Genomic DNA, 26,173 nt, shown 5'->3' with positions numbered 1-26,173 from the left:
TCAGTCGCCCCGCGGCGCGGGACGGAGACGGGGCTCGGTCTCGTCGTCGCGGGACAGCGCCGCGCGGTCGATGAGGCCTTCCTTCTGCGCCACGTGGCCCAGCCGGTTGCCGATGATTGGCGAGGTCATCAGCGCGAACAGCACGATGAGCAGCATCATGCCCAGGTCGCCCGCGACGGTGGCGCCCCCGCCGCCGTTGGCGAAGATGTGCAGCACGGTGCCCAGCAGCGTCATGGACAGCCCGAGCGTCTGCGGTTTGGTCGACGCGTGCATGCGGCCGATGGTGTCGCGGAACCGGGCCAGGCCGAAGGCCGTCGCCAAGCAGAAGAAGCCGCCGCCGAGGATCAGCGTGATGGAGATGACGTCCACGATGAGCATCAGAAATGGTCCTCCTTCTCGTCGACGTGCTTGAGGTCTTCCTCGCGCGCGGCCTGCTGGGCGGCGTCGCGCGACGCTTCGCGGGAAGCCTCCCGCGAGGACGCGCGGACCGTCGCCCGGGGGCGCTTGTCCGGCACGCGGAAGCGCGCGACCGACAGCGAGGAAATGAACCCGAGCAGCGCGATGACCAGCATCGCGTAGGCCACGGACGTGTCCATCGACCACGCGATGTACACGGCGAGCATGCCCTGCGACATCGCGATCATCGACTCCAGGGACACCAGCCGGTCCATCGAGTTGGGTCCGGCGAGCAGCCGCCCCAGGGCGATGAGCGAGGCGACGAAGTACAGGCCCGCCGTCACGGCCAGCAGGGTGGAATAGAGCTGCGGGTCCATCAGTCCTCCTTCCGGTCCGCGGCGTCGGCCCGGACGCCCGCGTGGTCGTGGCCGAAGTCGCCGGGGGCGGGGGCGTCGTCGAGCTCCCTGTTCTCGAAGGCCCGCACGACCTGACGCTCCAGCCGGCCGAGCTGCGCGATGGTCTTGTCGATGCGCCCGGTCGACGACCCGTCGAGCAGGTGCATGGTGACTGTCTTGCGGCGGTTGTCGATGTCGATGACCAGGCCGCCGGGCTGCAGGTTGATCAGCGCGATGGCCGAGGCGAGCGTGAGGTCGTCGCGCGTGCGCATGGGGACCTCGACGACGGCGCTCGGCGGCGGGTCCGAGCGCCGCAGCGCCAGCCACGCGACGGTGAACGACGCGACGATGAAGTCGACGAAGAACGTGGCGAAGAGCCCGATCATCGCCGGCCAATTCACGCTGATGTCGCTGACGGGCACGCGCGGCATGGGCACGAAGATGGACACCAGCAGCGCCACGCCGATGCCGCCGGCGACGTTCGCCCACGTGACCTCGCCCCACAGCAGCTGCCACATGACGATCAGCCATACGAACAGGATGAACGACGGCCGGCTCTTGCGGCGCTCCTCCTCGAGTTCGCGGATCTTCCGCTTGCCGACGCTCACCGGTCTTCCTCCTTCTCCACGGAGTCCCCGCCGCCGTCGCGGGCGCGGGCGGGATCGAGCGTGCGGCCCGGTTCGGGCAGGGCGCTCTGGTCGTCGTGGTCGCGGACGCCGAGCACCGCCGACCGGTAGCCGTCGACGTCGGAGACGTTGGCGGCGGCGCGGTCGGAGACGCCGGACAGCGGGCCCGCCATCACGGTGACGGCGACGGATGCGGCGACGAGGAACACCGTCGGGGCGACCATGCCGAAGGGCATGCGGCCGACGTCCTCGCGCTCCTCGAGCGACACGACGCGGGTGTCCTCGCGCAGCGGGGAGACCCTGGCCAGGGCGGTGCCGCCCTCGGGGGCGTCGGAGCGGTCGCGCCAGAACGCCTTCGACCAGACGATGACCATGGTGTACAGGGTCAGCAGCGAGGTCAGCACCGAACCGCCGACGAGCACCCACGCGGTGGCCGTGCCCGACTGGGCGCCGGCCTCGATGAGCATGATCTTGCCCAGGAACCCGGAGAACGGCGGGATGCCGCCGAGGTTGAGCGCCGGCACCAGGTACAGCAGCGCCAGCAGGGGGGAGGCCTTGGCCAATCCGCCCAGGCGGCGCAGCGACGACGAGCCGGCCTGGCGCTCGATGAGGCCGACCACCAGGAACAGCGCCGTTTGCACCAGAATGTGGTGGACCATGTAGAAGATGGCGCCGGACAGGCCGAGCTCGTTGCCCAGGGCGATGCCGAAGATCATGTAGCCGATGTGCGACACCAGCGTGAAGGACAGCAGCCGCTTGATGTCGTTCTGCGCCATGGCGCCGAGGATGCCCATCACCATCGTCGCCAGGCCCGCCCACATGAGCACCCCGTCCAGCGCGCCGTCGGGGAACATCACCGACCGGGAGCGGATGATGGCGTACACGCCGACCTTCGTCAGCAGGCCCGCGAAGACGGCCGTGACCATCGACGGGGCGGTGGGGTAGGAGTCCGGCAGCCACGACGACAGCGGGAACACCGCCGCCTTCACGGCGAACGCGACCAGCAGCACCGCGAAGATGGCGGTGCGGGTGCCCGACGGCAGCTCCTCCATGCGGATGGACACGTGGGCGAAGTTCACCGTGCCCACCGAGGCGTAGACGAAGCCGATGGCCATGAGGAACACCATCGACGACAGCAGGTTCACCATCACGTAGCTCACGCCCGCGCGGATGCGCGACGCCGATGCGCCCAGCGTCAACAGCACGTACGACGCCAGCAGCAGCACCTCGAAGCCGACGTACATGTTGAACAGGTCGCCGGCCAGGAAGGCCATGGACACGCCCATGTTCAGCAGCATGTACGTGGGCACGAACACGGAGATCGGGTCATCGTCGTCGCCGTCCCGGATGCCCTGCCCGATGCCGAACCAGTGGACGGCGAAGAGCACGAGCTGCGATACGGCGATCATGACCGTCGACAGGCCGTCGGCGACCAGCGTGATGCCGATCGGCGAATTCCACCCGCCGATCTGGACCGTGTGGATGCCGTTGACCTGCACCAGGTACACCAGCCAGACCGCCAGGACCAGCAGGAGGACCAGCGCGGCGATGCTCAGCAGCTGCTGCAGGCGCGGGCGCCGCGAGAACAGCAGCGCCAGGCCCGCGGTGACCGCCGGGATGAGCACCGGCATGGGGATGAGGAAGAGGATCAGCTGCTCAGTCGTCACCGGAATCGTCCTCCTCCACGGGCTTCTCGAAGCTGTCCGGGCCGAACTTGTCGCCGGCCTCGGTGGGCCGGCCCGTCGTCGGGTCGTCCGAGCGGTCGTGGTCCGGCGCCGCCGAGGGGTCGTCCGGGCGGCGCATGGCCACGAACTGGTCCTCGCGGTCGTCCTGCACCTGATCGCCGACGCGGTACCGGTGCTGGCGGTAGGCCAGCGCCAGCAGGAACGCCGCCAGCCCCATGGTGATGACGATGGCGGTCAGGATGAACGCCTGCGGCAGCGGATCCGCCGTCTCGCCGCCGGCGCCCGAACCCCGGCCCCAGATCGGCGGGTCGCCCGGATTGCCGGCGATGAGGATGAGCAGGTTGATGCCGTTGCCCATCAGCAGGGCGCCCATGAGCATCTTGGTCATGGCGCGGTCCAGGAACAGGTACACGCCGGTCGCGATGAGCACGGCCACCGTCGCCAGCAGCACGAAGTTGATGATCACTTCGCGGCCTCCTTCCCGGACTTGTAGCGGAACTGGCGCGTGCGGCCCAGCTTGGTCAGGGCCACGCGGCGCGAGCGGGCGCGCTCGGCGCGGCGGTCGGTCTCCACGTCGATGCGGCCGCCGAGGCTGCGCAGGATGTAGGTGACGGTGCCGATGACGATGAGGTAGACGCCGACGTCGAAAAGCAGCGGGGACACCAGGTGCATCTCGCCGATCAGCGGCAGCTCCAGGTCCACGATGTGGCTGGCCAGGGGCGGCCACCCGACGATCATCGGCCAGAACACCGCCAGCGCCGAGGCGCCCAGGCCGGTGCCGAGGATCTTGTCCGTCGACCACGGGATGGTCTCGGCCAGTTCGTAGCGGCCGCCGGCCAGGTAACGCAGCGTGATGGCCAGCGATGCGACCAGGCCGCCGGCGAATCCGCCGCCGGGGGCGTTGTGGCCCGCGAAGAAGAGGTACAGCGACAGCGCCATCATCGACGGGAACAGGAAGCGCGTGGACACCACGACCATCAGGGGGCGGCGGCCGGCGTCGACCCGCGACCCCGACGTGGCCAGCCAGCGCGGGTTGCGCTCGCGGCGCGTGCGGCGGGTGGTCACCCGCGGCAGGTTGTGCACCGTGTGCGTGCGGAACACCAGCGACGCGATGCCCACGGCCACGATCACCAGCACCGAGATCTCGCCGAAGGTGTCCCACGCGCGGATGTCCACGAGCAGCACGTTGACCGCGTTGGCCCCGTGGCCGTCCTCCAGCGCGATCCGCGGGATCTCCCCCGAGACGGGGTCGGTGCCCCGCGCGGCCATGGCGAACGCGCCGATGACCGCCGCGGCGGCGCCCACGGCGACGGCCAGCCACGCGCGGGCGCGCTCGAGGCCGGTCGGCTGATCGGTGGTCTTCGGCGGCAGGGTGCGCAGCACCAGCACGAACACGACCATGGTGATGGTCTCGACCAGCAGCTGCGTCAGCGCCAGGTCCGGGGCGCCGTACAGCGCGAAGACGATGGCCAGGCCGTACCCCGTCACGCCGACCATGATCACGCCCGACAGCCGGTTGCGCATCCGCGTCGCCGCCAGCGCCGCGATGATGATCAACAGCGCCGCCGCGCCCTGCGGCGCGGTGTCCCACAGCTCCATGCGCAGGTCATCGCGGTCGCCGACCACCAGCGCGGCGATCGGCAGCAGGATGAAGACGCCCAAGATGGTCGCCTCGGTCAGCGGCAGCGAACCGCGCTGCGTGAACGCGGTGACGCGCAGCGACAGGCGGCGGGCGAAGTCGAGGATCCAGTCGTAGGCGACGTCGGCGTCGCCCAGCGCCGGCTTCTCGAACTGCAGCTCCCGGACCAGCGTCCGCTGCCAGTGCATGATCGCGCCGGTCAGCAGGATGACCGCCGTCAGCGCCAGCGGCACCGTGAAGCCGTGCCACAGGGCCAGGTGGGGGTCATCCGCCGAATCCGGGAAGGCGGCGACGAGGTACGGGCGGATCACGGCGTCGTAAAGCCCGGGCAGCAGGCCCGTCGCCAACCCGGCGACGGCCAGCAGCCAGGCCGGGGCGGTCATGAGCGGGCTCGGGCGCCGCATTTCCTCGACCGCCCGTGACGTCCCGCCGCCCGACGAATGCGTCTGCGGCTTCGTGGCGAACGCCGCGCGCATGAAATAAAGGGAATACGCCACGGTGAGGATCGACCCCACCACCAGGCCGATCGCGGTGAAGACGCCCGGCATGCCGCGCAGAGGATCGGCCTCCAGCACCGCCCCGAGCGCGGCTTCCTTGGCCACGAACCCGAACAGCGGCGGCGCTCCCGCCATCGATGCCGCGGCCAGCCCCGCGATGATGGCCAGCTGCGGGCGGCGGGCGCCCAGCCCCGACAGCTGCCGCACGTCGCGCGTGCCCGTCGAATGGTCGATGGCGCCGACGATCATGAACAGGGTCGCCTTGAACATCGCGTGGCCCAGCGTCAGCGCCAGCGCCGCGAGCATCGCCGCGCGCGTGCCTATCGACGCCACCGTGATGATGAACCCCAGCTGCGACACCGTGCCATAGGCCAGCACCAGCTTCAGGTCCTTCTGCCGCAGCGCCATCCAGCCGGCCATCACCATGGTGACCAGGCCCAGCGGGATGATCGCCAGATGCCAGGTCTCCGTTGCGCCGAACGTCGGCGACAGGCGGGCGACCAGGAAGACGCCGGCCTTCACCATCGCCGCGGAATGCAGGAACGCCGACACCGGAGTCGGGGCCGCCATCGCGCCGGGCAGCCAGAAGTGGAACGGGGCGATCGCCGACTTGGTCAGGGCGCCGAGGACCAGCAGCACCACCGCAGTGGCGATCGCCGGGTCGTTCAGCTCCGCCCAGCTCTGGGCATCCGGCGCGGTCAGCGCCGAGAACTCCCACGATCCCGTCGTGTGGCCCATGAGGATGATGCCCACGAGCATGACCAGCCCGCCCATCGTGGTCACCAACAGGGCCTGGCCGGCGGAGCGGCGCGACGACGCGCGCTCGGCGTAGTAGCCGACCAGCAGGAACGACAGCACGGACGTGATCTCCCAGAACACGTACATGAGCAGCATGTTGTCGGCGACGACGAGGCCGTACATCGACCCCGCGAACATCACCATCTGCGCCGCGAACGAACCCATCCGGCGGCGCTTGCCGGGCGGGGCGTCGTGGAAATAGCCGCCGCAATAGACGAGGACCAGCACGCCGACGACGAGCACCAGCGTGCCGAACAGCGATTCCAGCGGGCCCAGCCGCAGCACGATGTCCAGGTGGACGGCCGGCATCCACTCGAACCGCTCGACGGGAACGGGATGCGGCGCTCCGGGCCCGGCCGTCGCATGGCCCACCAGGTGCGAGCCGGTCCAGGCGGCGCCCGCCGCCAGGGGCAGGGCGAGAACGGGGAACCCGCGCCTGCCGAGACCGCGTATCACCCAAGGTGCCGCCGCCGCAGTGGCGATGAGGAGGCACAGGATGATGGTCACTCCACCAATCATGCTGAAAAGGAGTACGTGTCCGCAACAGCGATCACCCTCGGCGAATGCCGAGGGTGATCGGAAAGTGCCCGGGTCGGGCGGGGAAAGCGCGCCGCGTGCGCGTCACCCGTGCAGGCGATTCGCCGCGCAGGTCATCGCGGTCATGGTCGCCGCCTCCGGCGTGGTGCCGAAGCCCATGGCCCAGACGGAGCTCTTGTTGTGCGTCGCGTACAGGAAGGTCGCGGTCGCCTCGAAGATCTCGAACTGGTGGAACTCGAGGATCTCGACGCGGTAGCCGGAGTCGGCCATCAGGTTGGTCACCGCGGAGACGGGGCCCATCGCGGTGACCTCGCGCAGCTCGGTGCGCTCGGCGTCGGTGCCGCGGCCGGTGGTGATGGTCGCGCGGTAGGTCGCGCGGCCCGCCAGGCCCTTGACGGAGGTGAACTCGCGGATGGCCAGCGAACCGCCGGTGGGCGAGTAGGTGGTCATGAACGTGCGCCAGTCCATGCCCCGCGCCTCCTGGCGCAGGCCGCGCGGCAGCCGGTGGCCGAAGCGGGCGCGGAAGGGGTCCTCGGTGAAGGTGCGGGAGGTGGACGCCGCCTTCGCGGAGGGGCGCTTCCCGCTATAGGTCATCGTCGTCGAGGTGTTCTTGTGCGTGCGGGTGGTGAACATTCTGTGCGGTCCTTCGGATAAGTCCAGAGAAGAAGAAATTTGGTGGACCGACCCATGGATGCGTGGGTGCGTAGCGGCCAGAGACCCCGTGTGGAGGGGTCAGTCCATGCCTCCACCGGGGTTCGTAGCCTCGGCTACTCGCGTAAGTCGAATGTTCTTCTGCATGTGGGCAACCGTAGAACAACGCGGGTGCGGCCCGCAAGAAAACGCGCCGATCGGAGGTGCGGCGCGTCACACCCGGTCCCCACCCGTAACGGGGATTCGGGCGTGAATCACCGCCCGATCGTGGCCAGGATCAGGGCTTCGGCGACGGCGATGTCGCGGATCTCGCGGGGGTCGACGGACTCGTCCGCCGAATGGATGCGGCACTGCGGTTCCTCCACGCCGTAGAGGACGATGTCGGCGTCGGGCACGGCGTCGAGAAGCGTCGCGCACAGGGGGATCGACGCGCCCTCGCCCATGCGCTCGGTCTCGCGTCCGTAGGACGCGGCGAGGCAGGCTTCGACATGCTTGACGACGTCGCCTTCGACGTTCGCGCTGAACGACGACGCCAGCACGTCGCGCTCGATCTCCATCCGGGCGTTCCATGGCACATGGGACTCCAGGTGCGCCACGAGCTTGTCCTGCGCCTCCCGCGGGTCCATGCCCGGGGGCACTCGGAGGTTGAGGTGCGCGGTGACGGAGGAGGGGATGGCGTTGACGGCGTTCGTGGCCGGCGGGCAGTCGATGCCGGTGACGATGAGCGCCGGGCGCGCCCACGTCAGATCCGCCACGGTCGCGTCCGAGCCGTCGGAGATCAGCTCCACTCCGTCGAGCACCCCGGCGTCGGAGCGGAACATCGCGTCGTCGTAGCCCAGGCCCTCCCACGTCTGGCCGCAGTCGAGGCCGTCGATGCGCGTCGCGCCGTTTTCGTCGCGCAGCGAGTCGAGCAGGCGCATCATCGCCGCCAGCGCATCGGGGGCGGCGCCGCCGAACATGCCGGAGTGCACCGGCCCCGCCAGCGTTTCCAGGGTGACGTCGACGTCCGCGCTGCCGCGCAGCGTGGTCACCAAGGTCGGGCGGCCCACGGCCACGTTGCCCACGTCGGCGATGAGGATGACGTCGGCCCGGAACAGCTCCGGCCGCGTCCGCGTCAGGTCCTCCAGGCCGGCCGAGCCGCGCTCCTCGGAGCCCTCCACCACGATCCTGATCCCGGGCAGCTCCACGGGCGACGCCGGGTCGTCGGCAAGCTCCCGCAGCGCGCGCAGGGCACGCAGGGCCGCGAGGTGCATGACCACGTTGCCCTTGCAATCCGCCGTGCCGCGGCCGTACCAGCGGCCGTCGCGCTCCGTCAGCGTCCACGGGTCATCCGTCCACGCGGCGACGTCGCCGGCGGGCTGGACGTCGTAGTGGGAATAGAGGAGAACCGTCGGGCGGCCCTCCGGCGCCGGGATGTGGCCCGTCAGCGCGATGGAACCGTCGACCGTGACGTGCGAATCGAGGTCCACGCCCGCGTCCGCGAACAGCTCCGCCACGTGGGCGGCGGCGTCGCGGCAGGCGGCGGCGGTGGCCTCGTCGCCGTGGACGGACGGGAAGGCCACCAGCTCCGACAACTGCTGCCGGATGGTGTCCCGGTCGGCCGCGACGCGGTCGCGCAGGGCGGAGATCAGGGCGGGGTCGATGTCGGCGTCGTGCATGTCAGCGGTGCTCATGCGCGCCAGCATAGGCGCGCCCGCGGATCAGGCCCCGTACCCCGGCGTCCCGGCCCGCGTGAGCGTGATGTTCTTGACGAACGCCCGCGACGAAAGGTCCAGCAGCGCCGTCGTCATCACCGCGAGGTCGTCCGCGGAGAGCATGGTCGCGCGGGTCTGCTCGTCGACCCAGTCGGTCATGTCGGTGTCCACGTACCCCGGGGACAGGGTGGTGGCCATGACGCCCGCGCCGGAGTGCTCGATGGTGTACGTCTCCAGCATGCTGATCAGCGCCGCCTTCGAGGCACCGTAGGCCGCGTAGCCCTCTTCGGCGTACACGCCCGTCGACGACGCCAGCGCGACGACCTTCGCCCCCTTGTCGGGACGCGCCTCCGCGGCGGCGGTCAGCAGGGGCGTGGCCGCCTGCATCATGACGAACGGCGCGCGGACGTTGATGGCGAACAGCTTGTCGAAGCGCCGCAGCGGCATGTCGGCGAACGGCGCGCGCAGCCCCATGCCGGCGTTGAGGATCAGCGCGTCCAGGGAACCGTACTTCTCGCCGTGCGCGGCGATCGGCGCCGCCGCGGAATCGGCGTCGGACAGGTCCGCGGGGCAGACCAGCACGTCGGGCGACCCGGCGGCGCGCAGGGCGTCGGCGGTGTCGGCGAGGGCGTCGGCGTTGCGGGCCACCAGCGTCAGCGCCCAGCCGTCGGCGGCGAGCCGGTCGGCGATGGCCCGGCCGATGCCTCGAGTGGCGCCCGTGACCAGGGCGGAGGGGGTGTGGGTCATGATCGGGGTTTTCCTTTTGTTTCGTTCGGGTGCGCTGTTTCGTTCGGGTGCGGCGTGCTGCGGGGAGAAGCGCTAGCCGCCCAGCGCGGCGAGGCCCAGCGACATGTACTCCGGCACCGTCGACCCGGCGTCGTCTTCGCCCGCGTCGGCGCCCTGGCGGGTGCGGTGGGCGATGCCGGCGGCGATGACGCCGATCTTGAAGTAGGCCAGCGCCAGGTAGAAGTCCCAGTTCGGCAGGGTGGAACCGGTGGCCGTGGCGTAGCGCTGCGCGAGTTCGTCCGGGGAGGGGACGCGCTGCGCGGACCAGGCGGCGTCGAAGCCGAGGACCCGGTCGAGCTGCGGGGACCGGTAGGCGCACATCATGGCGACGTCGGACAGCGGGTCGCCGAGCGTCGACAGCTCCCAGTCGACGATGGCGAGGATCTTGCCCGGGTCGTCGTGGTCGAGCATGACGTTGTCCAGGCGGTAGTCGCCGTGGACCACCGACGGCGCGGGCGCCTCGGCCTCCACCGCGACCACGCGGTCGAGGAGGGCGTTGCCCAGGCGCTCGACGTCGGGGATCTCCTCGGCCTTCACGTGGCCCCACTGCTTGAGCCAGCGCTTCGCCTGGCGGGTGAGGTACCCCTCGGGGCGGCCGAATTCGCCGAGCCCGGCGGCCCGGTAGTCGGTGGCGTGGAGGGTGGACAGGGCGCCGACCATGCCGTTGATGGCGGCGTCGAGCTGCGCGTCGGAGAGTCCGTCGAGGTCGGAGGCCGCGCGGATGATGCGCCCGTCGACGAACCCGGAGACCAGGAACTGCGCCCCGATCACGGACTCGTCGGTGCACAGCGCGATCATCTCGGGCACGGGCACGTCGGTGCCGCCCAGGCCCCTCATCACGGTGAATTCGCGCTTCATGTCGTGGGCGGAGGGCGTGACGCCGGCCATCGGCGGACGGCGCACGGCCCAGCGGTGCCCGCCCTCGTCCTCCACGAGGAACGTCAGGTTGGACTTGCCGCCGGTCAGGCGGGTCGCGGTCAGCTCGCCGACGATCTCCGGCTTGACGACGAGGCCCGCACCGTCGGCGGCCTTGCCTTCCAGGTAGTCGCGCAGCGGGCCCAGCGGCAGCGCCTCGCGGGTCAGGGAATCGGACGCGTTCACTTCGGCACCCCCATCCGGCGGCGGGTGGCGGACACGGCGCGCTTGGCGATGGACCACCGGTGGACTTCCGAGGGGCCGTCGTAAATGCGGAAGGGACGGACCTCGCGCAGCAGGCGTGCCAGCGGCAGGTCGTCGGAGACGCCCAGGCCGCCGCACAGCTGGATGGACCGGTCGACGACGCGGTGGATGGCCTCCGCGCCGAAGGCCTTGGCGATCGACGTGTTCGTGGTGCCCAGATCGCCGGCGTCGAGGTCCTCGCACGCCCGGCGCAGCAGCGCGCGGGTGGCGGCGAGGTCGATCTCGTTGTCGGCGATCATCTGCTGCGCCATGCCCAGGTCGCCCAGGCGCTCGCCGAACAGGCGGCGGGTCACGCAGCGCTCGAGCGCGATGTCGTGGGCGCGCTGGGCCGAACCCAGCCAGCGCATCACGTGGGTCATGCGCGCCGGGCCGAGGCGGACCTGCGCGTAGCGGTAGCCCTCGTCGACCTCGCCGAGCACGGCGTCGTCGCCGAGCTCCAGCCCGTCGAAGACGACCTCGCAGTGGCCGCCGACCATGGACGTGTCGGAGGTCTTGATGTGGCGGACGACCTCGATGCCCGGCTCGGTGGCGTCGGCCAGGAACATCGTCGCGCCGCCGCGGTCGCCCGGCTCACCGGAGGTCCGCGCCATGATGATGAAGAAGCCCGCGCCGTCGGCGCCGGTGATGAAGACCTTCTTGCCGTCGATCCGCCAGCGGTCGCCCACCCGGGTGGCCTTGGTGGCCAGGGCCGCCGGGTCGGCGCCCGCGCCGGGCGCGGGCTCGGTCATGGCGAACGCCGAACGGACCTCGCCGCGGGCGAGCGGGGCGAGGAAGCGCTCGCGCTGCTCCTCGTTGGCCACGTGCGCGAGCATGTGCACGTTGCCTTCGTCGGGGGCCGCGATGTTCAGGGCCGTCGGGCCGAAGGTGGAGTAGCCCGCGGCCTCGAAAACGGGGGCGCGGTCGACCATGTTCAGGCCGTGGCCGCCGTACTCCTTCGGGGCGTGGGGCGCGAACACCCCGGCCTTGCGCGCCAGATCCTGCATGTGGACGCGCAGGTCGTCGCCGTAGGTGATGTCGCCGCCGTGCTCTTCTTCCAGCGGCAGGATCTCGGATTTGATGAATTCGAGCGTGCGGGCGGCCAGATCTGCGTCCGGTGCCTGGTTGTCAGCCAATGTGGGTCCTCGGTTCGGGTGTCGGGTCCGGTCGATTGCGTCGAGCGGGGCCGGCGGGCGATGCGTTCCGGCCTGTGCGCCGGCGCCGCATGCGCCCGTGACCTTCGTTTCATATAAGATATATGACTGTGTCGGGGGTCACAATGGGATGGTGGAAACCGGGTGTGGGCCGGCGGGTTCGCGGGGGTGGGGATGTGTGGCGGCGGCCGGCGTGATGCGCGTGGTGCCCGAGGGGGATGGGCCGTCGGGGTGGTCGGAATGGTCCGCGCAGTGCCGCCGAAGCTCGGGCCGCTCGGGGCTGCCCGTGGGCGTCGCAAAGCAAAAGCCTTGGCGAACCCGGCATGTCTTGCACTCGCATGTGCCGAGTGCTAGAAACGGGGATTAGCACTCGCGTTGAGCAAGTGCCAACAACGTGAAACGAAACAGCTGGGCCGGTCGAGGCCGCGGGTGACACTTACCGCGGTCGCATGCCGTCGCGGGCGTCGGGCCAGCACCGTCAAAGTGTCGTCGACCATCAACGGAGGATCGCAGCCTCATGGCCAAGATCATTGCATTCGACGAGGAGGCCCGCCGCGGCCTCGAAAAGGGCCTCAACACGCTGGCCGACGCCGTCAAGGTGACGCTCGGCCCCAAGGGCCGCAACGTCGTCCTGGAGCGCAAGTGGGGCGCCCCGCTCATCACCAACGACGGCGTGTCCATCGCCCGTGAGATCGAGCTCGAGGACCCCTACGAGAAGATCGGCGCCGAGCTGGTGAAGGAGGTCGCCAAGAAGACCGACGACGTCGCCGGCGACGGCACCACCACCGCCACCGTCCTCGCCCAGTCCCTCGTCTCCGAGGGCCTGCGCAACGTCGCGGCCGGCTCCAACCCGATGGGCATCAAGCGCGGCATCGAAAAGGCCGTCGACGCCGTCACCGCCGAGCTCCTGGCCACCGCCAAGGACATCGAGACCAAGGACCAGATCGCCGCCACCGCCGGCATCTCCGCCGGCGACCCGGCCATCGGCGAGCTCATCGCCACCGCCATGGACAAGGTCGGCAAGGAAGGCGTCATCACCGTCGAGGAGGCCAACACCTTCGGCCTCGACCTCGAGCTCACCGAGGGCATGCGCTTCGACAAGGGCTACATCTCCGGCTACATGGCCACCGACCTCGAGCGCCAGGAAGCCGTCCTGGAGGACCCGTACATCCTCCTGGTCTCCGCCAAGATCTCCAACATCAAGGACCTCCTGCCGCTGCTGGAGAAGGTCATGCAGTCCGGCAAGCCGCTGCTGATCATCGCCGAGGACGTCGAGGGCGAGGCCCTGTCCACCCTCGTCGTGAACAAGATCCGCGGCACCTTCAAGTCCGTCGCCGTCAAGGCCCCGGGCTTCGGCGACCGCCGCAAGGCCATGCTGCAGGACATCGCCATCCTCACCGACGGCCAGGTCATCTCCGAGGAGGTCGGCCTGTCCCTCGAGACCGCCGACCTGCCGCTGCTGGGCCGCGCCCGCAAGGTCGTCGTCACCAAGGACGACACCACCATCGTCGAGGGCGCCGGCGCCCAGGCCTCCATCGAGGGCCGCGTCAACCAGATCCGCGCCGAGCTGGAGAACTCCGACTCCGACTACGACCGCGAAAAGCTGCAGGAGCGCCTGGCGAAGCTGGCCGGCGGCGTCGCCGTCATCAAGGCCGGCGCCGCCACCGAGGTGGAGCTGAAGGAGCGCAAGCACCGCATCGAGGACGCCGTGCGCAACGCCAAGGCTGCAGTCGAGGAGGGCATCGTCGCCGGCGGCGGCTCCGCCCTGCTGCAGGTCGCCCACGTCCTCGACGACGAGCTGGGCCTCACCGGCGACGAGGCCACCGGCGTGCGCATCGTCCGCGCCGCCCTGGCTTCCCCGCTGAAGCAGATCGCCCTGAACGCCGGCCTGGAGGCGGGCGTCGTGTCCGAGAAGGTCTCCGGCCTGCCCCAGGGCGAGGGCCTCAACGCCGCGACCGGCGAGTACGTCGACCTGATGGCCGCCGGCATCAACGACCCGGTGAAGGTCACCCGCTCGGCGCTGCAGAACGCGGCGTCCATCGCGGCGCTGTTCCTGACCACCGAGGCCGTCGTCGCCGACAAGCCCGAGCCGGCTGCCCCGGCCATGCCGGGCGGCGACGAGATGGGCGGCATGGGCGGCTTCTAAGTCCCCGGCCCGCCTGGCCGGTTCGCCCGGTCTCGCTTCCGTCCGCTTCCGGTGGGTTTACCGGGGGAGACGCGGGCTGCGCCGGAAAGCGCAGGTAGAGAAGGGCCTCGTAGAGAAGGCCCCGCAGCACACGATTTCGGTGTGGTGCGGGGCCTTTTCGCATGCCCGGCGTCGTCCATGTCCTGCCGGTGGCCGGTTTCCCCTTCACTTTGGCCATTTCGCGCCGGTCACCGCCACTTCTTCCTCACAGTTTGCCGACCGCCCTGCCCATCGCGCCGACCGCCCTGCCCATCGCGCCGACCGTCGTGTCATTTGATCGACGGTCGTGGAATCCGCCCGTCGTAACCGCTGGTGGTCAGGAGTGCTACTCGGGACCGTTGATCAGATGACACGAACGCCATCGCCACGCCCGGGCACCAGGCGAGCTGCCATGCCGCGAAGCCGGATTACATGAGATGACGTGCTTGCGCGTGACATGACGTTCTTGCATATGGCATGAGGTGACATGCCATGGATTCACATCACATGACATGACGTGCTTCCCCATGGCATTTGGTCACGGACACGAGGTCACGCGAGCGGGCGGACCGAATCCGCGTGCCGCCGAGGACCCTGCTTTGCGACGAAGGGGAACCCGGGCGGCGTCGGAAAGCAAAAGTTCCGTCGGGACGGCTGCGGATCGTGCTATTCCGTGGCGCGTGCTTTTCCGTAGACCGCGCTTTTCCGTCGCGTCCGTTGGCGCCGACCGACGTGAGCGTGCCGATCATGCTTGGCCTGCGTGAGCGTGGCGTTTGCGCAAACCAGGGAGGTTATTCGGGGTTTTGCGCCGGCCGTCGTGTCGTTTGATCAACACTCATGGAAACCGTCCGTCATAACCGCTGGTGGTCAGGAGTGCTACTCGGGAGCGTTGATCAAATGACACGAACGCCTTCGCCACGCCTGGGCACAAGGCGAGCTGTCTTGGCGCGAAGCCGGATTACATGAGATGACGTGCTTGCGCGTGGCATGACATCACGTTCTTGCATATGGCATGAGATGCCGTGCCACGGGTGTGAATGACAACAGTCGGCCCGGCCAGAGTTGTAATTCGGCCTGATCAGGGGTTGGAATTACACGCGCGATTCGGGCCGGAGATGAGCGCGCACGCCCGGGCATACGCGCAGGCATTCCCCCCTCCGCCACCCCACCCACCGACCCCCGCTACCGGTATCGCCAGCCGTTCTCGACCTCGAGATTGAAGTAGATGTCCCGGCAATGCTTCGCATCCCACCGCGACGGCGAGCGCGGGGCGCCGAGGGCATGGGCGGCCTCGTCGCAGATCTCATCGACGACGTGCTCGAAACGGTGCTCGAGGTCGTAGTCCGTGTACCGGAGAATGGTCACATCCCGACGCACCAAGTTGTTCTGGCGGGCGCGGTCGACGCGGAACACCTCCTCATCTGTGTGGAATCGCACGGAATCGAACTCCACCACCAGGTTCGCCTCGACGATGTAGATGTCCCACATGTACGGGCCGATGGTCACGTTCAGCCGCACCGTCCACCCGCGCATCTGCACCGCACGCGCGAGCTGCCCCTCGATCTTCGACCTGCGGTTCTCCGGTGCCCAGGCCAGCAGCGGCAGAACACGGTTCGCGTGCCGCGCGGGCAGGCGGCGCGCATCCGCGAGAACCGCGGCCCGCGAATCCATGGTGGGGAACCGCGCGTCGATCGTCTCCGCCACCGCCCGCGCCGGCCACACGTCGAGGAGATCGGCGAGCGTCTGCGCGACCGTCGTGAACGGCAGCCCGGCGACCGGCGCCCACTGCACCCGACCGCGCGGATGGCCCTTCGCGCCGCGCGGGCTGCTCCGCGTGCGGGGGACGATAACCTCGAGCTCCGCGGGTTCGCGCTTCTTCAGCCCGTGCGCGAACGCCGCGGTGCGATGGGAGAACACCGCGTTCGGCGACCTGACCAGCACCAACTCCATGCGCAGGCGCAGCTTGCCGACGACGACGCGGTACCTCCCCCGCCCCTCTCTCACGAGCCACCCACGGTCGAGCGCCACCGTGAAATCCCCGCGCGTCAGCCCCAGCTCCGTCAGTTGCCCGCGCGTCCACGTCGTCGGTGGCTCGACCGACCGCGCACCGCTCGAATCCCCCGGGCGCGCGTCGCCGCCGCGGGACCGTCCCCCCGAATGGTCCATGGGCGCATCGTGGCACGGAACCGCCGCGGGCGCCCGGTGGGCCGACTGCCGGGGTGTCTTTCGGCCGTCGTGTCATCCGATCGACGCTCATGGAAACCGCCCCTCGAAACCCCAGGTGGGCGATGCCGCCATCCGGGACCGTCGGCCACATGACACGAACCCCGCCGACGCCCACCCCAAAGACCGCGTGACGACGGAAACCGGCACCCGGTGAGCGTCGCAAAGCAACGAAAGCGGCGCGCACCCACCGCGGGGGCACCCTCCCGCCCGCCCGGACGCCCCCGAAAAGCGCACCCGCGCCCAAAGCGTGGCCCGCGCCACTGCTCACCGCCCCGAATCGGGGGCGTCGCGCGGGTAGACTCAAGGCATGGCTGACACGAACGAAGAGGACTTCCACATCGTCGACCTGGCGGCGACCGAGGGATACGTCGTCGACGACTCGGACGAGGACGACCCGGTGCTGGTCACCCCGTCGGGTGAACCGGTGCAGACGTGGCGCGAGAACTACCCGTACGAAGAGCGCATGACGCGCAAGGAATACGAAAAGACCAAGCGCGCCCTCCAGATCGAGCTGCTGAAGTGGCAGAACTGGACCAAGGAAACCGGCCAGAAGCACATCATCCTCTTCGAGGGCCGCGACGCCGCCGGCAAGGGCGGCACCATCAAGCGCTTCAACGAGCACCTCAACCCCCGCGGCGCCCGCACCGTCGCGCTGGAGAAGCCGTCGCCGCGCGAGTCGACGTCGTGGTACTTCCAGCGCTACATCCAGCATTTCCCGTCGGCCGGCGAGATCGTCTTCTTCGACCGCTCCTGGTACAACCGGTCGGGCGTCGAGCGCGTGATGGGCTTCTGCACGGAGTCGCAGCACGCCGAGTTCCTCCGCGAGGTGCCGATGCTGGAGAACATGCTGCTGGGGTCGGGGATTTCGCTGACCAAGCTGTGGTTCTCGGTGACGCAGAAGGAGCAGCGCACGCGGTTCGCCATCCGCCAGGTCGACCCGGTGCGCCAGTGGAAGCTGTCGCCGATGGACCTCGCCTCGCTCGACCGCTGGGACGATTACACCCGGGCGAAGGAAGAGCAGTTCCGCTACACCGACACCGACGAGTCGCCGTGGATCACCATCAAGTCGAACGACAAGAAGCGCGCCCGCATCAACGCGATGCGGTACGTGCTGTCGAAGTTCGAGTACACGAACAAGGACCATGAGCTCGTCGGCGACCCGGACCCGAAGATCGTCCTCCGCGGGCGCGATCAGATCGGCGACTAGCGGCGGTTTTTCGCTTCGCGCCAGCTGCTTTGCGACGGCCCGGCCCCCGCACCATCCGGTGCGGGGGCCGTTTCGTTCGCGGGGTGGCGCGCCCTACTCCTTCATCGGCTCGATGGGGTTGCCCTGCCAGCGGGTGCCGGCGGGGACGACGTCGCCGCGCATGACCAGCGACGCCGGGCCGATGGTCGTCGACTCGCCGAGGCGCGACGCCGGCAGCGCCACGGAGTGCGGGCCGAGGGTGGAGCCGGGGGCGAGTTCGACGGTGTCGAGGCTCATGACGCGGTCCTGGAACAGGTGCGTCTGCACCACGCAGCCGCGGCCGACGGTGGCGCCTTCGCCGATGCGGCACAGGTCCGTTTCGGGCAGCCAGTAGGACTCTAGCCACACGCCGTGGGCGACGTCGGCGCCGAGCCAGCGCATGGCGCGGTTCAGTCCGCCGGTGCCGGTGCCGGGCACCAGGTACCAGGGGGCGGCGACGGTCTCGACGAAGGTGTCCTGCAGCTCGTCGAGCCACACGAAGCGGCTCCACAGGACGTGCTCGCCCTTGCGGTGGGTGCCCACGCAGATCCACTTCATGGCCACGGTGATCAGCATGCCCAGCAGACCCGCGGTGAGCAGCACCGGCGAGCCGATGAACCACGCCGCCGACAGGCCGACCAGAACGGCGAGGAACTGCTGGCCGGACCCGTCCGCGCCGACCACGGCGTCGGCAAGCGCGGCCACGCCCACCGCGGTGCCCTGCATGGCCAGCAGCACCAGCACGGCCAGGGCCAGCGACGTGATCGGGGCCAGCAGGCGCAGGGTCTCGACGGCGCCGCGCGCGGCCTTCACGCCGAAGCCCGGGCTGTAGGTGCGGTCCTCGCCGCCCTCGGCCTCCACGGCCACGCGGCGCAGGCGCTCCGGCGGGGAGCCCCACCAGTTGGAGCCGGCCTTGGCCTTCTTCGGCGTCGACGACAGCACGGCGACCAGCGAATTCTTGCCCAGCTTGCGGCCCGGTCCGGCGATGCCGGAGTTGCCCAGGAACGAGCGGCGGCCGATGCGGGTCTCCTCGAGCAGCAGCCAGCCGCCGCCGAGCTCGTACCCGCCGACCATGGTGTCGTCGGCGAGGAAGGAGCCCTCGCGGATGTCGGCGAACTTCGGCAGCACGACCGCCGTGGAAATCTCGGCGTCGCGGCCGACCTTCGCGCCCAGCGCGCGCATCCACCACGGGGTGAGCAGCGAGGCGTAGAGCGGGAAGAGGTCGGTGCGGGCGGCGTCCATCAGGCGCTCGGTCGCCCAGGCCTGCCAGCCCACCCGCGAGCGGACGGGGTGCACGCCGGGCTTCAGGCCGATGGACAGCAGGCGCACGAGGATCAGCGTCAGCAGCGCGTACACCGCCACCGCGGCGATGGCGGCCGGGGCCGTCCACGCGAACGCGAGGCCGACGGCGCCCGCCCACGTGGTGGCCGACGACGCGCCGGAGCCGATGATCGCCGCCGCCGTGCCCAGCGCCGCCACCGGCACCAGGGCCAGCACCAGCGCGGACACGCCGTAGACCGGCAGCCAGTAGGAACGGCGCGGCGGGGCCTCGACGGGGAAGCGGCGCTTGGGGCGGCCGACCTTCCGCGCGGGCGAGCCCGACCAGCGGGCGCCGGCCTTGACCTTCTTCGCGCCGGTGACGCACGAGCCGGCCTCGACGTGGGCGCCTTCGCCGACGACGGTGCCCGGCATGAGGGTGCAGCGCGCGCCGATGCGGGCTTCGTCGCGGATCTCGATGCGCCCGACGTGCACGACGTCGCCGTCGACCCAGTACCCGGAGATGTCGGTCTCCGGTTCGACGGAGCAGTAGTCGCCGAGGGACACGAAGCCCGTCACCGGCGGCAGGGTGTGCAGCGACACGCCCTTGCCCACTTCGGCGCCGAGCGCCCGGGCGTACCAGAGCATCCACGGGGCGCCGCCGACGCCGCGGGCACCGGAGGCGTCGGCCAGCCGCTCGGCGGCCCACAGCTTCATGTGCACCTTGCCGCCGCGCGGGTGGTCGCCCGGCGTGACGCCGCGCATCAGGGCGCGGGTGGCCAGCGCAGTCAGCGGCAGCGTGCCCAGCGGCGTGATGAACAGCAGCGCCAGCACCAGCGCCAGCCACCACGGCACGGGCAGCGTGAACGGCGCTCCCATGGCGTGGCCGATGCAGTTGAGCACGGCCAGCCACGTCATCCACTTCGCGGCGCGGATGGTCTGCAGCGGCACCATGGACAGGGACTGCGCGTGGCGGGTCGAGCGGGGGACGGGCTTGACGACGCGCTTCGGTTCCGCGTCCGCCGCGCCATCCGCGGAGCCATCGTCGAGCGTGAGACCGCGGGACTCCAGCTCTTCGGCGAGCCGGCCCAGGCGCGGGTGGTCGTAGAGGTCGCGGACGGCGACCTGCGGGGCGCGCTCGCGCATGCGGGCGACGACGGTCGCCGCGGCCAGCGACGTGCCGCCGAGGGCGAAGAAGTCGGCCGCCGCGCCCGGCGGGGGCACGGCCAGGACCTCGGCCCAGATGCCGGAGAGCCAGGCCTCGACGGGCGACAGGCCCGCCAGGGCGGCGTCGTCCACCGCGGCGCCGTCGGTGGGCAGCGGCCAGGGCAGGCCGTCCTTGTCCACCTTGCCCGAGGTGCGCACGGGAAGTTCGTCCATGACGTGGAGGCGCGGGACCATGGCGGCGGGCATCTCGGCGCGCAGGCGCTCGGCGGCGGCATCGGCGTCGACGTTGGCGGCGTTGCCGCCGGCGCCGACGTAGCCGACCAGGATGTCCTGGCCGCCGGCGGTCTGGCGGACCTGCACGCTGGCCTGGGTGACGCCCGGCAGGGCGGCCAGGTGGGCCTCGACCTCGCCGAGTTCGATGCGGCGGCCGCCGATCTTCACCTGGTCGTCGACGCGGCCGACGAAGTGCAGGCCCTCGGGCTCCAGGCGGACGTGGTCGCCGGTGCGGTAGGCGCGGTCCCAGCCGACCGACGGCATGGGGGCGTACTTCTCGGCGTCCTTCTCGGGGTCGAGGTAGCGGGCCAGGCCGACGCCGCCGATGACCAGCTCGCCGACCTCGCCGACGGCCACGGGCCTTTCTTCGGCGTCGACCACGACCAGATCCCAGCCGTCGAGGGCATGGCCGATGGTCACGGGCGCGCCGGGCTCGAGTTCGGCGGCGCAGGCGACGACGGTCGCCTCGGTGGGGCCGTAGGTGTTCCACACCTCGCGCTCGGGCGTCGACAGGCGCTCGACCAGCTCGGCCGGGCAGGCCTCGCCGCCGACGATGAGCAGGCGCACCGAATCCAGGGCCTCGGCGGGCCACAGGCCGGCGAGCGTCGGCACTGTGGACACCGCGGTGATGGACCGCGAGATCAGCCACGGGCCCAGATCCATGCCGGAGCGCACCAGCGAGCGCGGGGCGGGCACCAGGCAGGAGCCGTGCGCCCAGGCGATCCACATTTCCTCGCAGGACGCGTCGAAGGCGACGGACAGGCCGGCGAGCACGCGGTCCTCCGGGCCCAGCGGGCCGTCGGGGTGGTTGGCCAGGAACAGGCGGGACTCCGCGTCGACGAACGCCGCGGCGCTGCGGTGGGTGACCGCCACGCCCTTCGGCTTGCCCGTCGAGCCGGAGGTGAAGATGATCCACGCGTCGTCGTCCGGCACGGGCATGCGGGCGGGTTCCGCCGCGACGTGGCCCGGCGTCACGTGCAGGCCGTCGGCGCCGAACCACGCGGCGACGCCGGCTTCGCCGAAGACCATTTCGGCGCGCTCGTCGGGGTCGTCGGCGTCGACGGGCACGTAGGCCGCGCCGGCGGCGAGGATCGACAGGATGGCCACGTACAGTTCGCGGTTGCCCGACGGCATGCGCACGCCGACGCGGTCGCCGGCGCCGATGCCGCGCTCGCCGAGCCAGCCGGCGGTCTCGTCGATTTCGGCCAACAGGTCCGAGTAGGTGAGCACGACGTCGCCGTCGTCGAGCGCGGCCGCCTCGGGGTGCTCGGCGGCGGTGGCGCGCAGGATGTCGATGAGGGTCCGTTCGGGGGCGGCGAGGTCGCCGCGCAGGTATCCGGACCGGATCGGATCAGTCACGTCGTTCACTGCCTCTTGCCGCCCTTCTTCTTGTTCTTCCGCTTCTTCTTCGGCTTCTTCTGCGTCCCGTCGACGTCGGCGGGTTCCGCGGTTTCCGCGGGCTCCCCGGCGACGGGGGCCGATTCGGGGTTCGCCCCCGATTGTCCGTCGGCGGCGTCGGCCGCGCTCAGTGCGGCGGCCAGGGCGGCGCGCATGGGGGCGGGGGCGGCGGCGAACACGCGGGCCTCGGCGTCGGCGATGCCGGCGCGGATGGAGTCGCGGAGTTCCGCCCCTTCGGCGGTGGGGCCGACGAGCTGGCGGCGCCGGTCGGTGGTGTCGCGGACGCGCTCGACCAGCCCGGCGCCCTCGAGGACGTCGATGAGGCGGACCATGTCGGACCGGTCGATGCACAGCAGGTCGCACAGCTCGCGCTGCGAGTGGGCGGGGGCGGGGCCGATCGCCTCCAGGAGCCAGTACCCGCGCACGGTGAGGGCGGGGTCCTGCGCCCGGTCGGCCAGGACGCCGTCGATCGCGGATCCGAGCTCGGCGTCCAGGCGCCGGATGGCCCACGCCGCGGTCGACGTCACCGCCTCCGGCATGATGGGGGCCGGGCGGTCGGCCCGGGATTCCTTTTTCGTTGGCATGTCCCCATCATATGCACATGTGCGCGGATTCCAATAATGGGGCCGCCCCCACCGAATGTTTACGGCGGGAGCGGATCGGACGGGGAAACCGCTTTACGACGGCCGTCGTAAAGCGGTGCTGGGGCGTGCGGTTGCGGGCTCTCCGCCCGGGTCAGGCCTTCTCGATCGGCCGGCCGGCGTGCTCCCAATCGATCATGCCGCCGGAAATGTTGATGGCGTCGATGCCGTTCATCTCCAGCCACTGGCACACCTGCGCCGAGCGGCCGCCGGAACGGCACATCAGGTAAATGTCGCGGTCGAAATCGAACTCGCCGTAGCGGGAGGGGATCTCCTCCATGGGGATGTGCGTGGCGCCCACGGGATGGCCCTCGTCCCACTCCATCTTCGAGCGGACGTCGATGATCTGCGCGTCGTCGGGAACTTCGCTGACGGGGATGAATTCCATGGCGCCGATTGTAAGGGAGGGGATCGGGAACGGAAGAGGGGGCCTCGACCTGGCGGTTCACCCGCGCGTAATTGGTTGGTGAACAAATGTTCATCCTCCCGTACCCTTGATTCAACCCGAGCGGGACATGGTGATCATTTGTGGAAAGCAATGGGATCGAACCGGAGCGGCCCGGCGTCGAGACGGGCCCGGACGCGGATTTTGGCGCGGACTCGGACGCGGGTACCGGCTCCCAGGAGAAGCTCGAGGCCAGGGCCCGGCGGGCCCGGACCGGCGAATGGCTCCTGGCGGCGCTGCTGCTCGCCCCGAACCTGATCCTGCTGGGTGTATTCACCTACCGTCCGCTGCTGGACAACATCCGGCTGTCCTTCTTCGAGTGGAACATCTCGTCGCCGACGTCCAGGTTCATCGGGTTCGACAACTACGTGGAATGGGCGACGCGCAGCGATACCGCGAAGATCCTGTACAACACGGCCTTCTTCACGTTTTTCGCGGTGATCGGATCCATGGTCCTCGGCCTGCTCCTGGCCTTGTTGCTCGACCAGAAACTGCGCGGCCGCAACGCCGTGCGCTCGATGGTGTTCGCGCCCTTCGTCATCTCCGGCGCCGCCATCGGCGTGGCCTTCCAATTCGTCTTCGACCCGAACTTCGGCCTGGTCCAGGACCTGCTCGAGCGCATCGGCGCGGACAGCCCGAACTTCTACCAGGACCCCAAGTGGGCCCTGTTCATGGTGACGTTCACCTTCGTGTGGAAGAACCTCGGCTACACCTTCGTCATTTACCTGGCCGCGCTGCAGGGGCTCAGCCGCGACCTGTCGGAGGCCGCCGCCATCGACGGCGCCGGGGCCTGGACCAGATTCCGCAAGGTGACCCTGCCGCAGCTGCGGCCGACGACGTTCTTCCTGTCCATCACCGTCACCCTCAATTCGGTGCAGGTCTTCGACATCATCAACACGATGACCCGCGGCGGCCCGCAGGACGGCGGGACGACGACGCTGGTCTTCCAGGTCTACAACGAGACCTTCGTCAACTTCCGGGCGGGATACGGCGCGACCATCGCGACCATCCTCTTCCTCATCCTCCTGGCGGTCACGCTCATCCAGGTGCGCTACATGGACAAGGAGAACGTGCGGGCATGATCGGAACCGAACGCGGCATCGGCTGGCGCATCGTCGGCTACCTGGGCATGGCGTTCGCCGTGGCATTCATCGGCCTGCCCCTGATCTGGATCGTCCTGACCAGCCTCAAGCAGCACGGCGACATCTACTCGGTCCCCGTGCGCTGGTTCCCGGACGAATGGCACCCGCAGAACTACGCGGACGCGACGGAGCGCGTGCCGTTCCTCGCGTACTTCCGCAACTCGATCATCATCACGGTGATCCTGTGCACCATCAAGATCATCCTCGGCGTGATCTCCGCGTACGCCCTGGCGATCCTGCGCTTCCCGGGCCGCAACCTCGTCTTCATCCTGGTCATCTCGGCGCTGATGGTGCCCAGCGAGGTCACGGTGATCTCCAACTACGCGCTCGTCAGCCAGCTCGGGTGGCGCGACACCTACCAGGGCATCATCATCCCCCTGGCGGGCATCGCGTTCGGCACGTTCCTCATGCGCAACCACTTCATGTCCATCCCGCACGAGATCGTCGAAGCCGCCCGCATGGACGGCGCCGGCCCGTTCCGCCTGCTGTTCCAGGTGCTGCTGCCGATCTCGCTGCCCACGCTCGTGGCGTTCTCCATGATCACCGTGGTCAACGAGTGGAACCAGTACCTCTGGCCGTTCCTCATGGCGGATACCGAGGCCTCGGCGCCCCTGCCGGTCGGCCTGACCATGCTGCAGAACAACGACGGCGTCTCCAACTGGGGCCCGGTCATGGCCGCCACGATCATGACCATGATCCCCGTCCTCCTGCTCTTCCTGGCCCTGCAGAAATACATGATCAAGGGCCTCACGTCGGGCGCGGTGAAGGGATGACCCCCTCGCCCCGGCACCTCGGCTCGGGTCCCGCGCCGCCCCAGACGTCGCAAAGCCCGGAACCCCGCACATGCTCCCCCGAAAGGAACCCCCGATGAACGACCACGCGCAGCGACTGCCCAACGGCGTCAACCGCCGCACCTTCCTCGCCCTGCTGGGCCTCACCGGCGCCGGCGCCGCCCTGACCGCGTGCGCGGGCACCGGCGGCGGGGGCGGCGGAGCCGAAGGCGACCCCAACACCATCGTCTGGTGGTCCAACCACCTGGCCAGCTCCAAGGCCATCGAAGAGGAGCTGATCTCCCGCTTCGAGAAGGAGAACCCCGACCTCAAGGTCCGCCTGGTCGACGGCGGCAAGAACTACGAGGAACTCGGCCAGAAGTTCAACGCCGCGCTGTCCGGCACCGACCTGCCCGACGTCGTCGTGCTGTCCGACGTGTGGTGGTTCAACTTCGCGCTCAACGAGCAGATCGCCAACATCGACGACGTCGCCAAGCGCGCCGGCGTGGACACCTCCACCTACGTCGAGAGCCTCTACGAGGACTACGCGCTCAACGGCGGCCACTACGCCATGCCGTTCGCCCGATCGACGCCGCTGTTCTACTACAACAAGGACCTGTGGAAGAAGGCCGGCCTGCCCGACCGCGGCCCCGAGTCGTGGGAGGAAATGACCGAGTGGGGCAAGAAGCTCCAGGACAAGATGTCCGGCCGCGAGCACGCCCATGGCTGGGGCAACGCCGTCGACTACCTGTCCTGGACCTTCTCCGGCCCGCTGTGGACCCTCGGTGGCGCCTACTCCGACGGCTGGGACATGAAGCTGACCAGCCCCGAAACCGTCAAGGCCGTCGAGTGGCTGAAGTCCACCGTCGACGACGGGTGGGCGACCGTGTCCAACGACCTGGCCAACGAGTTCGGCACCGGCCTGCTCGGCTCCGTGGTCGCCTCCACCGGCGACCTCGCCGGCATCCTGGAAACCGCCGACTTCGAGGTGGGCACCGCCTTCCTGCCGAACCCCAAGGGCGACGGCGGCTGCCCGACCGGCGGCGCCGGCCTGGCCATCCCGGCCGGCATCTCCGAGGAGCGCCAGAACAACGCCGCGAAGTTCATCGACTTCATCACCAACACGGCGAACACCTCGTACTGGTCGCGCAACGTCGGCTACATGCCGGTGCGCAAGGACGCCGTCGACGATGCCGAGCAGAAGAAGTTCATGGAGGATAACCCGAACTTCCGCACCGCCGTGGAGCAGCTGCCGGAGACCCGCCCGCAGGACAACGCCCGCGTGTTCATCCCCAACGGCGACCGCAAGATCGGCGACGCCCTGGAGACCATCCTGCTGACCGGCGCCGGCATCGAGCCGACCCTGTCCGCGCTGGAGAAGGAACTGACCGGCACCTACGAGCGCGACATCAAGCCGAAGCTCTGATTTCGGCCCGGGGCGGCGGCCGGCGA

The 26,173-nt window shown here is 70.0% G+C and carries 20 protein-coding genes; 5 read left to right on the top strand and 15 right to left on the bottom strand.

Features of this window, described 5'->3' with window-relative positions:
- The 11 genes from CHAN_RS12515 to CHAN_RS12465 form a co-directional block, all read right to left on the bottom strand.
- On the bottom strand, window positions 1-378 hold the full coding sequence (locus CHAN_RS12515; protein ID WP_290290230.1) for a monovalent cation/H(+) antiporter subunit G: 378 nt from the start codon (window positions 376-378) through the stop codon (window positions 1-3).
- Window positions 378-773, bottom strand: a complete 396-nt coding sequence (locus CHAN_RS12510) for a monovalent cation/H+ antiporter complex subunit F (protein WP_353959818.1) — start codon at window positions 771-773, stop codon at window positions 378-380. The genes CHAN_RS12515 and CHAN_RS12510 overlap by 1 nt, the downstream gene beginning before the upstream one ends.
- Window positions 773-1,399 carry a Na+/H+ antiporter subunit E gene (locus CHAN_RS12505; protein WP_290290228.1) on the bottom strand — a complete coding sequence of 209 codons (627 nt, stop codon included), beginning with the start codon at window positions 1,397-1,399 and terminating at the stop codon, window positions 773-775. The genes CHAN_RS12510 and CHAN_RS12505 overlap by 1 nt, the downstream gene beginning before the upstream one ends.
- Complete coding sequence (locus CHAN_RS12500; protein ID WP_290290226.1) at window positions 1,396-3,084, bottom strand: Na+/H+ antiporter subunit D; 1,689 nt, start codon at window positions 3,082-3,084, stop codon at window positions 1,396-1,398. The genes CHAN_RS12505 and CHAN_RS12500 overlap by 4 nt, the downstream gene beginning before the upstream one ends.
- Window positions 3,074-3,568, bottom strand: a complete 495-nt coding sequence (locus CHAN_RS12495) for a Na(+)/H(+) antiporter subunit C (RefSeq protein WP_048739805.1) — start codon at window positions 3,566-3,568, stop codon at window positions 3,074-3,076. Before CHAN_RS12495 ends, CHAN_RS12500 begins: the two co-directional genes overlap by 11 nt.
- Entirely contained in the window at window positions 3,565-6,543 is a 2,979-nt protein-coding gene (locus CHAN_RS12490) for a Na+/H+ antiporter subunit A (RefSeq protein WP_290290222.1), read from the bottom strand. The genes CHAN_RS12495 and CHAN_RS12490 overlap by 4 nt, the downstream gene beginning before the upstream one ends.
- Window positions 6,544-6,657: 114 nt before the next feature.
- A complete protein-coding gene (locus tag CHAN_RS12485) occupies window positions 6,658-7,206 on the bottom strand; it encodes a 2-isopropylmalate synthase (RefSeq protein ID WP_053088034.1) in 549 nt (182 codons plus the stop codon).
- 272 nt (window positions 7,207-7,478) lie between these two features.
- Window positions 7,479-8,897: a dipeptidase gene (locus CHAN_RS12480; RefSeq protein ID WP_290290218.1), complete on the bottom strand. Its 1,419-nt coding sequence runs from the start codon at window positions 8,895-8,897 to the stop codon at window positions 7,479-7,481.
- Between the two features lie 27 nt (window positions 8,898-8,924).
- Window positions 8,925-9,665, bottom strand: a complete 741-nt coding sequence (locus CHAN_RS12475) for an SDR family NAD(P)-dependent oxidoreductase (protein WP_290290216.1) — start codon at window positions 9,663-9,665, stop codon at window positions 8,925-8,927.
- Window positions 9,666-9,737: 72 nt separating this feature from the next.
- Complete coding sequence (locus CHAN_RS12470; RefSeq protein ID WP_290290214.1) at window positions 9,738-10,805, bottom strand: phosphotransferase family protein; 1,068 nt, start codon at window positions 10,803-10,805, stop codon at window positions 9,738-9,740.
- On the bottom strand, window positions 10,802-11,995 hold the full coding sequence (locus tag CHAN_RS12465) for an acyl-CoA dehydrogenase family protein (protein WP_290290212.1): 1,194 nt from the start codon (window positions 11,993-11,995) through the stop codon (window positions 10,802-10,804). The genes CHAN_RS12470 and CHAN_RS12465 overlap by 4 nt, the downstream gene beginning before the upstream one ends.
- Before the next feature lie 535 nt (window positions 11,996-12,530).
- On the opposite strand from CHAN_RS12465, the gene groL reads away from it, so the two are divergent.
- Window positions 12,531-14,159 (top strand): chaperonin GroEL, encoded by a 1,629-nt coding sequence (gene groL / locus CHAN_RS12460; RefSeq protein ID WP_048739811.1) that lies wholly within the window; start codon window positions 12,531-12,533, stop codon window positions 14,157-14,159.
- A 1,200-nt stretch (window positions 14,160-15,359) separates the two neighbouring features.
- Here the strand turns inward: groL and CHAN_RS12455 are convergent.
- A complete protein-coding gene (locus CHAN_RS12455) occupies window positions 15,360-16,343 on the bottom strand; it encodes a DUF559 domain-containing protein (RefSeq protein WP_290290209.1) in 984 nt (327 codons plus the stop codon).
- 367 nt (window positions 16,344-16,710) lie between these two features.
- On the opposite strand from CHAN_RS12455, the gene ppk2 reads away from it, so the two are divergent.
- Window positions 16,711-17,610, top strand: coding sequence for a polyphosphate kinase 2 (gene ppk2, locus CHAN_RS12450; protein ID WP_048739813.1), 900 nt, complete (start codon window positions 16,711-16,713; stop codon window positions 17,608-17,610).
- 93 nt (window positions 17,611-17,703) lie between these two features.
- Here the strand turns inward: ppk2 and CHAN_RS12445 are convergent, their stop codons facing one another.
- The 3 genes from CHAN_RS12445 to CHAN_RS12435 all read right to left on the bottom strand — a co-directional run bounded on the left by CHAN_RS12445 (window position 17,704) and on the right by CHAN_RS12435 (window position 22,752).
- Window positions 17,704-21,693 (bottom strand): Pls/PosA family non-ribosomal peptide synthetase, encoded by a 3,990-nt coding sequence (locus CHAN_RS12445; protein ID WP_377748494.1) that lies wholly within the window; start codon window positions 21,691-21,693, stop codon window positions 17,704-17,706.
- Complete coding sequence (locus CHAN_RS12440) at window positions 21,690-22,307, bottom strand: MarR family winged helix-turn-helix transcriptional regulator (protein WP_290290205.1); 618 nt, start codon at window positions 22,305-22,307, stop codon at window positions 21,690-21,692. Before CHAN_RS12440 ends, CHAN_RS12445 begins: the two co-directional genes overlap by 4 nt.
- A gap of 151 nt (window positions 22,308-22,458) precedes the next feature.
- Window positions 22,459-22,752: a rhodanese-like domain-containing protein gene (locus tag CHAN_RS12435; protein ID WP_048739815.1), complete on the bottom strand. Its 294-nt coding sequence runs from the start codon at window positions 22,750-22,752 to the stop codon at window positions 22,459-22,461.
- A gap of 284 nt (window positions 22,753-23,036) precedes the next feature.
- On the opposite strand from CHAN_RS12435, the gene CHAN_RS12430 reads away from it, so the two are divergent.
- The 3 genes from CHAN_RS12430 (at window position 23,037) to CHAN_RS12420 (ending at window position 26,147) form a co-directional block, all read left to right on the top strand.
- Complete coding sequence (locus CHAN_RS12430; RefSeq protein WP_290293522.1) at window positions 23,037-23,891, top strand: carbohydrate ABC transporter permease; 855 nt, start codon at window positions 23,037-23,039, stop codon at window positions 23,889-23,891.
- Entirely contained in the window at window positions 23,888-24,724 is an 837-nt protein-coding gene (locus CHAN_RS12425) for a carbohydrate ABC transporter permease (RefSeq protein WP_290290202.1), read from the top strand. Before CHAN_RS12430 ends, CHAN_RS12425 begins: the two co-directional genes overlap by 4 nt.
- Before the next feature lie 94 nt (window positions 24,725-24,818).
- Window positions 24,819-26,147: an ABC transporter substrate-binding protein gene (locus CHAN_RS12420; protein ID WP_290290200.1), complete on the top strand. Its 1,329-nt coding sequence runs from the start codon at window positions 24,819-24,821 to the stop codon at window positions 26,145-26,147.
- The last annotated feature ends 26 nt before the right edge of the window (window positions 26,148-26,173 follow it).

Origin of the sequence: Corynebacterium hansenii, from assembly GCF_030408795.1 — a bacterium.
GTDB lineage: Bacteria > Actinomycetota > Actinomycetes > Mycobacteriales > Mycobacteriaceae > Corynebacterium > Corynebacterium hansenii.
This window is presented reverse-complemented; position numbering and strand designations above follow the sequence as displayed.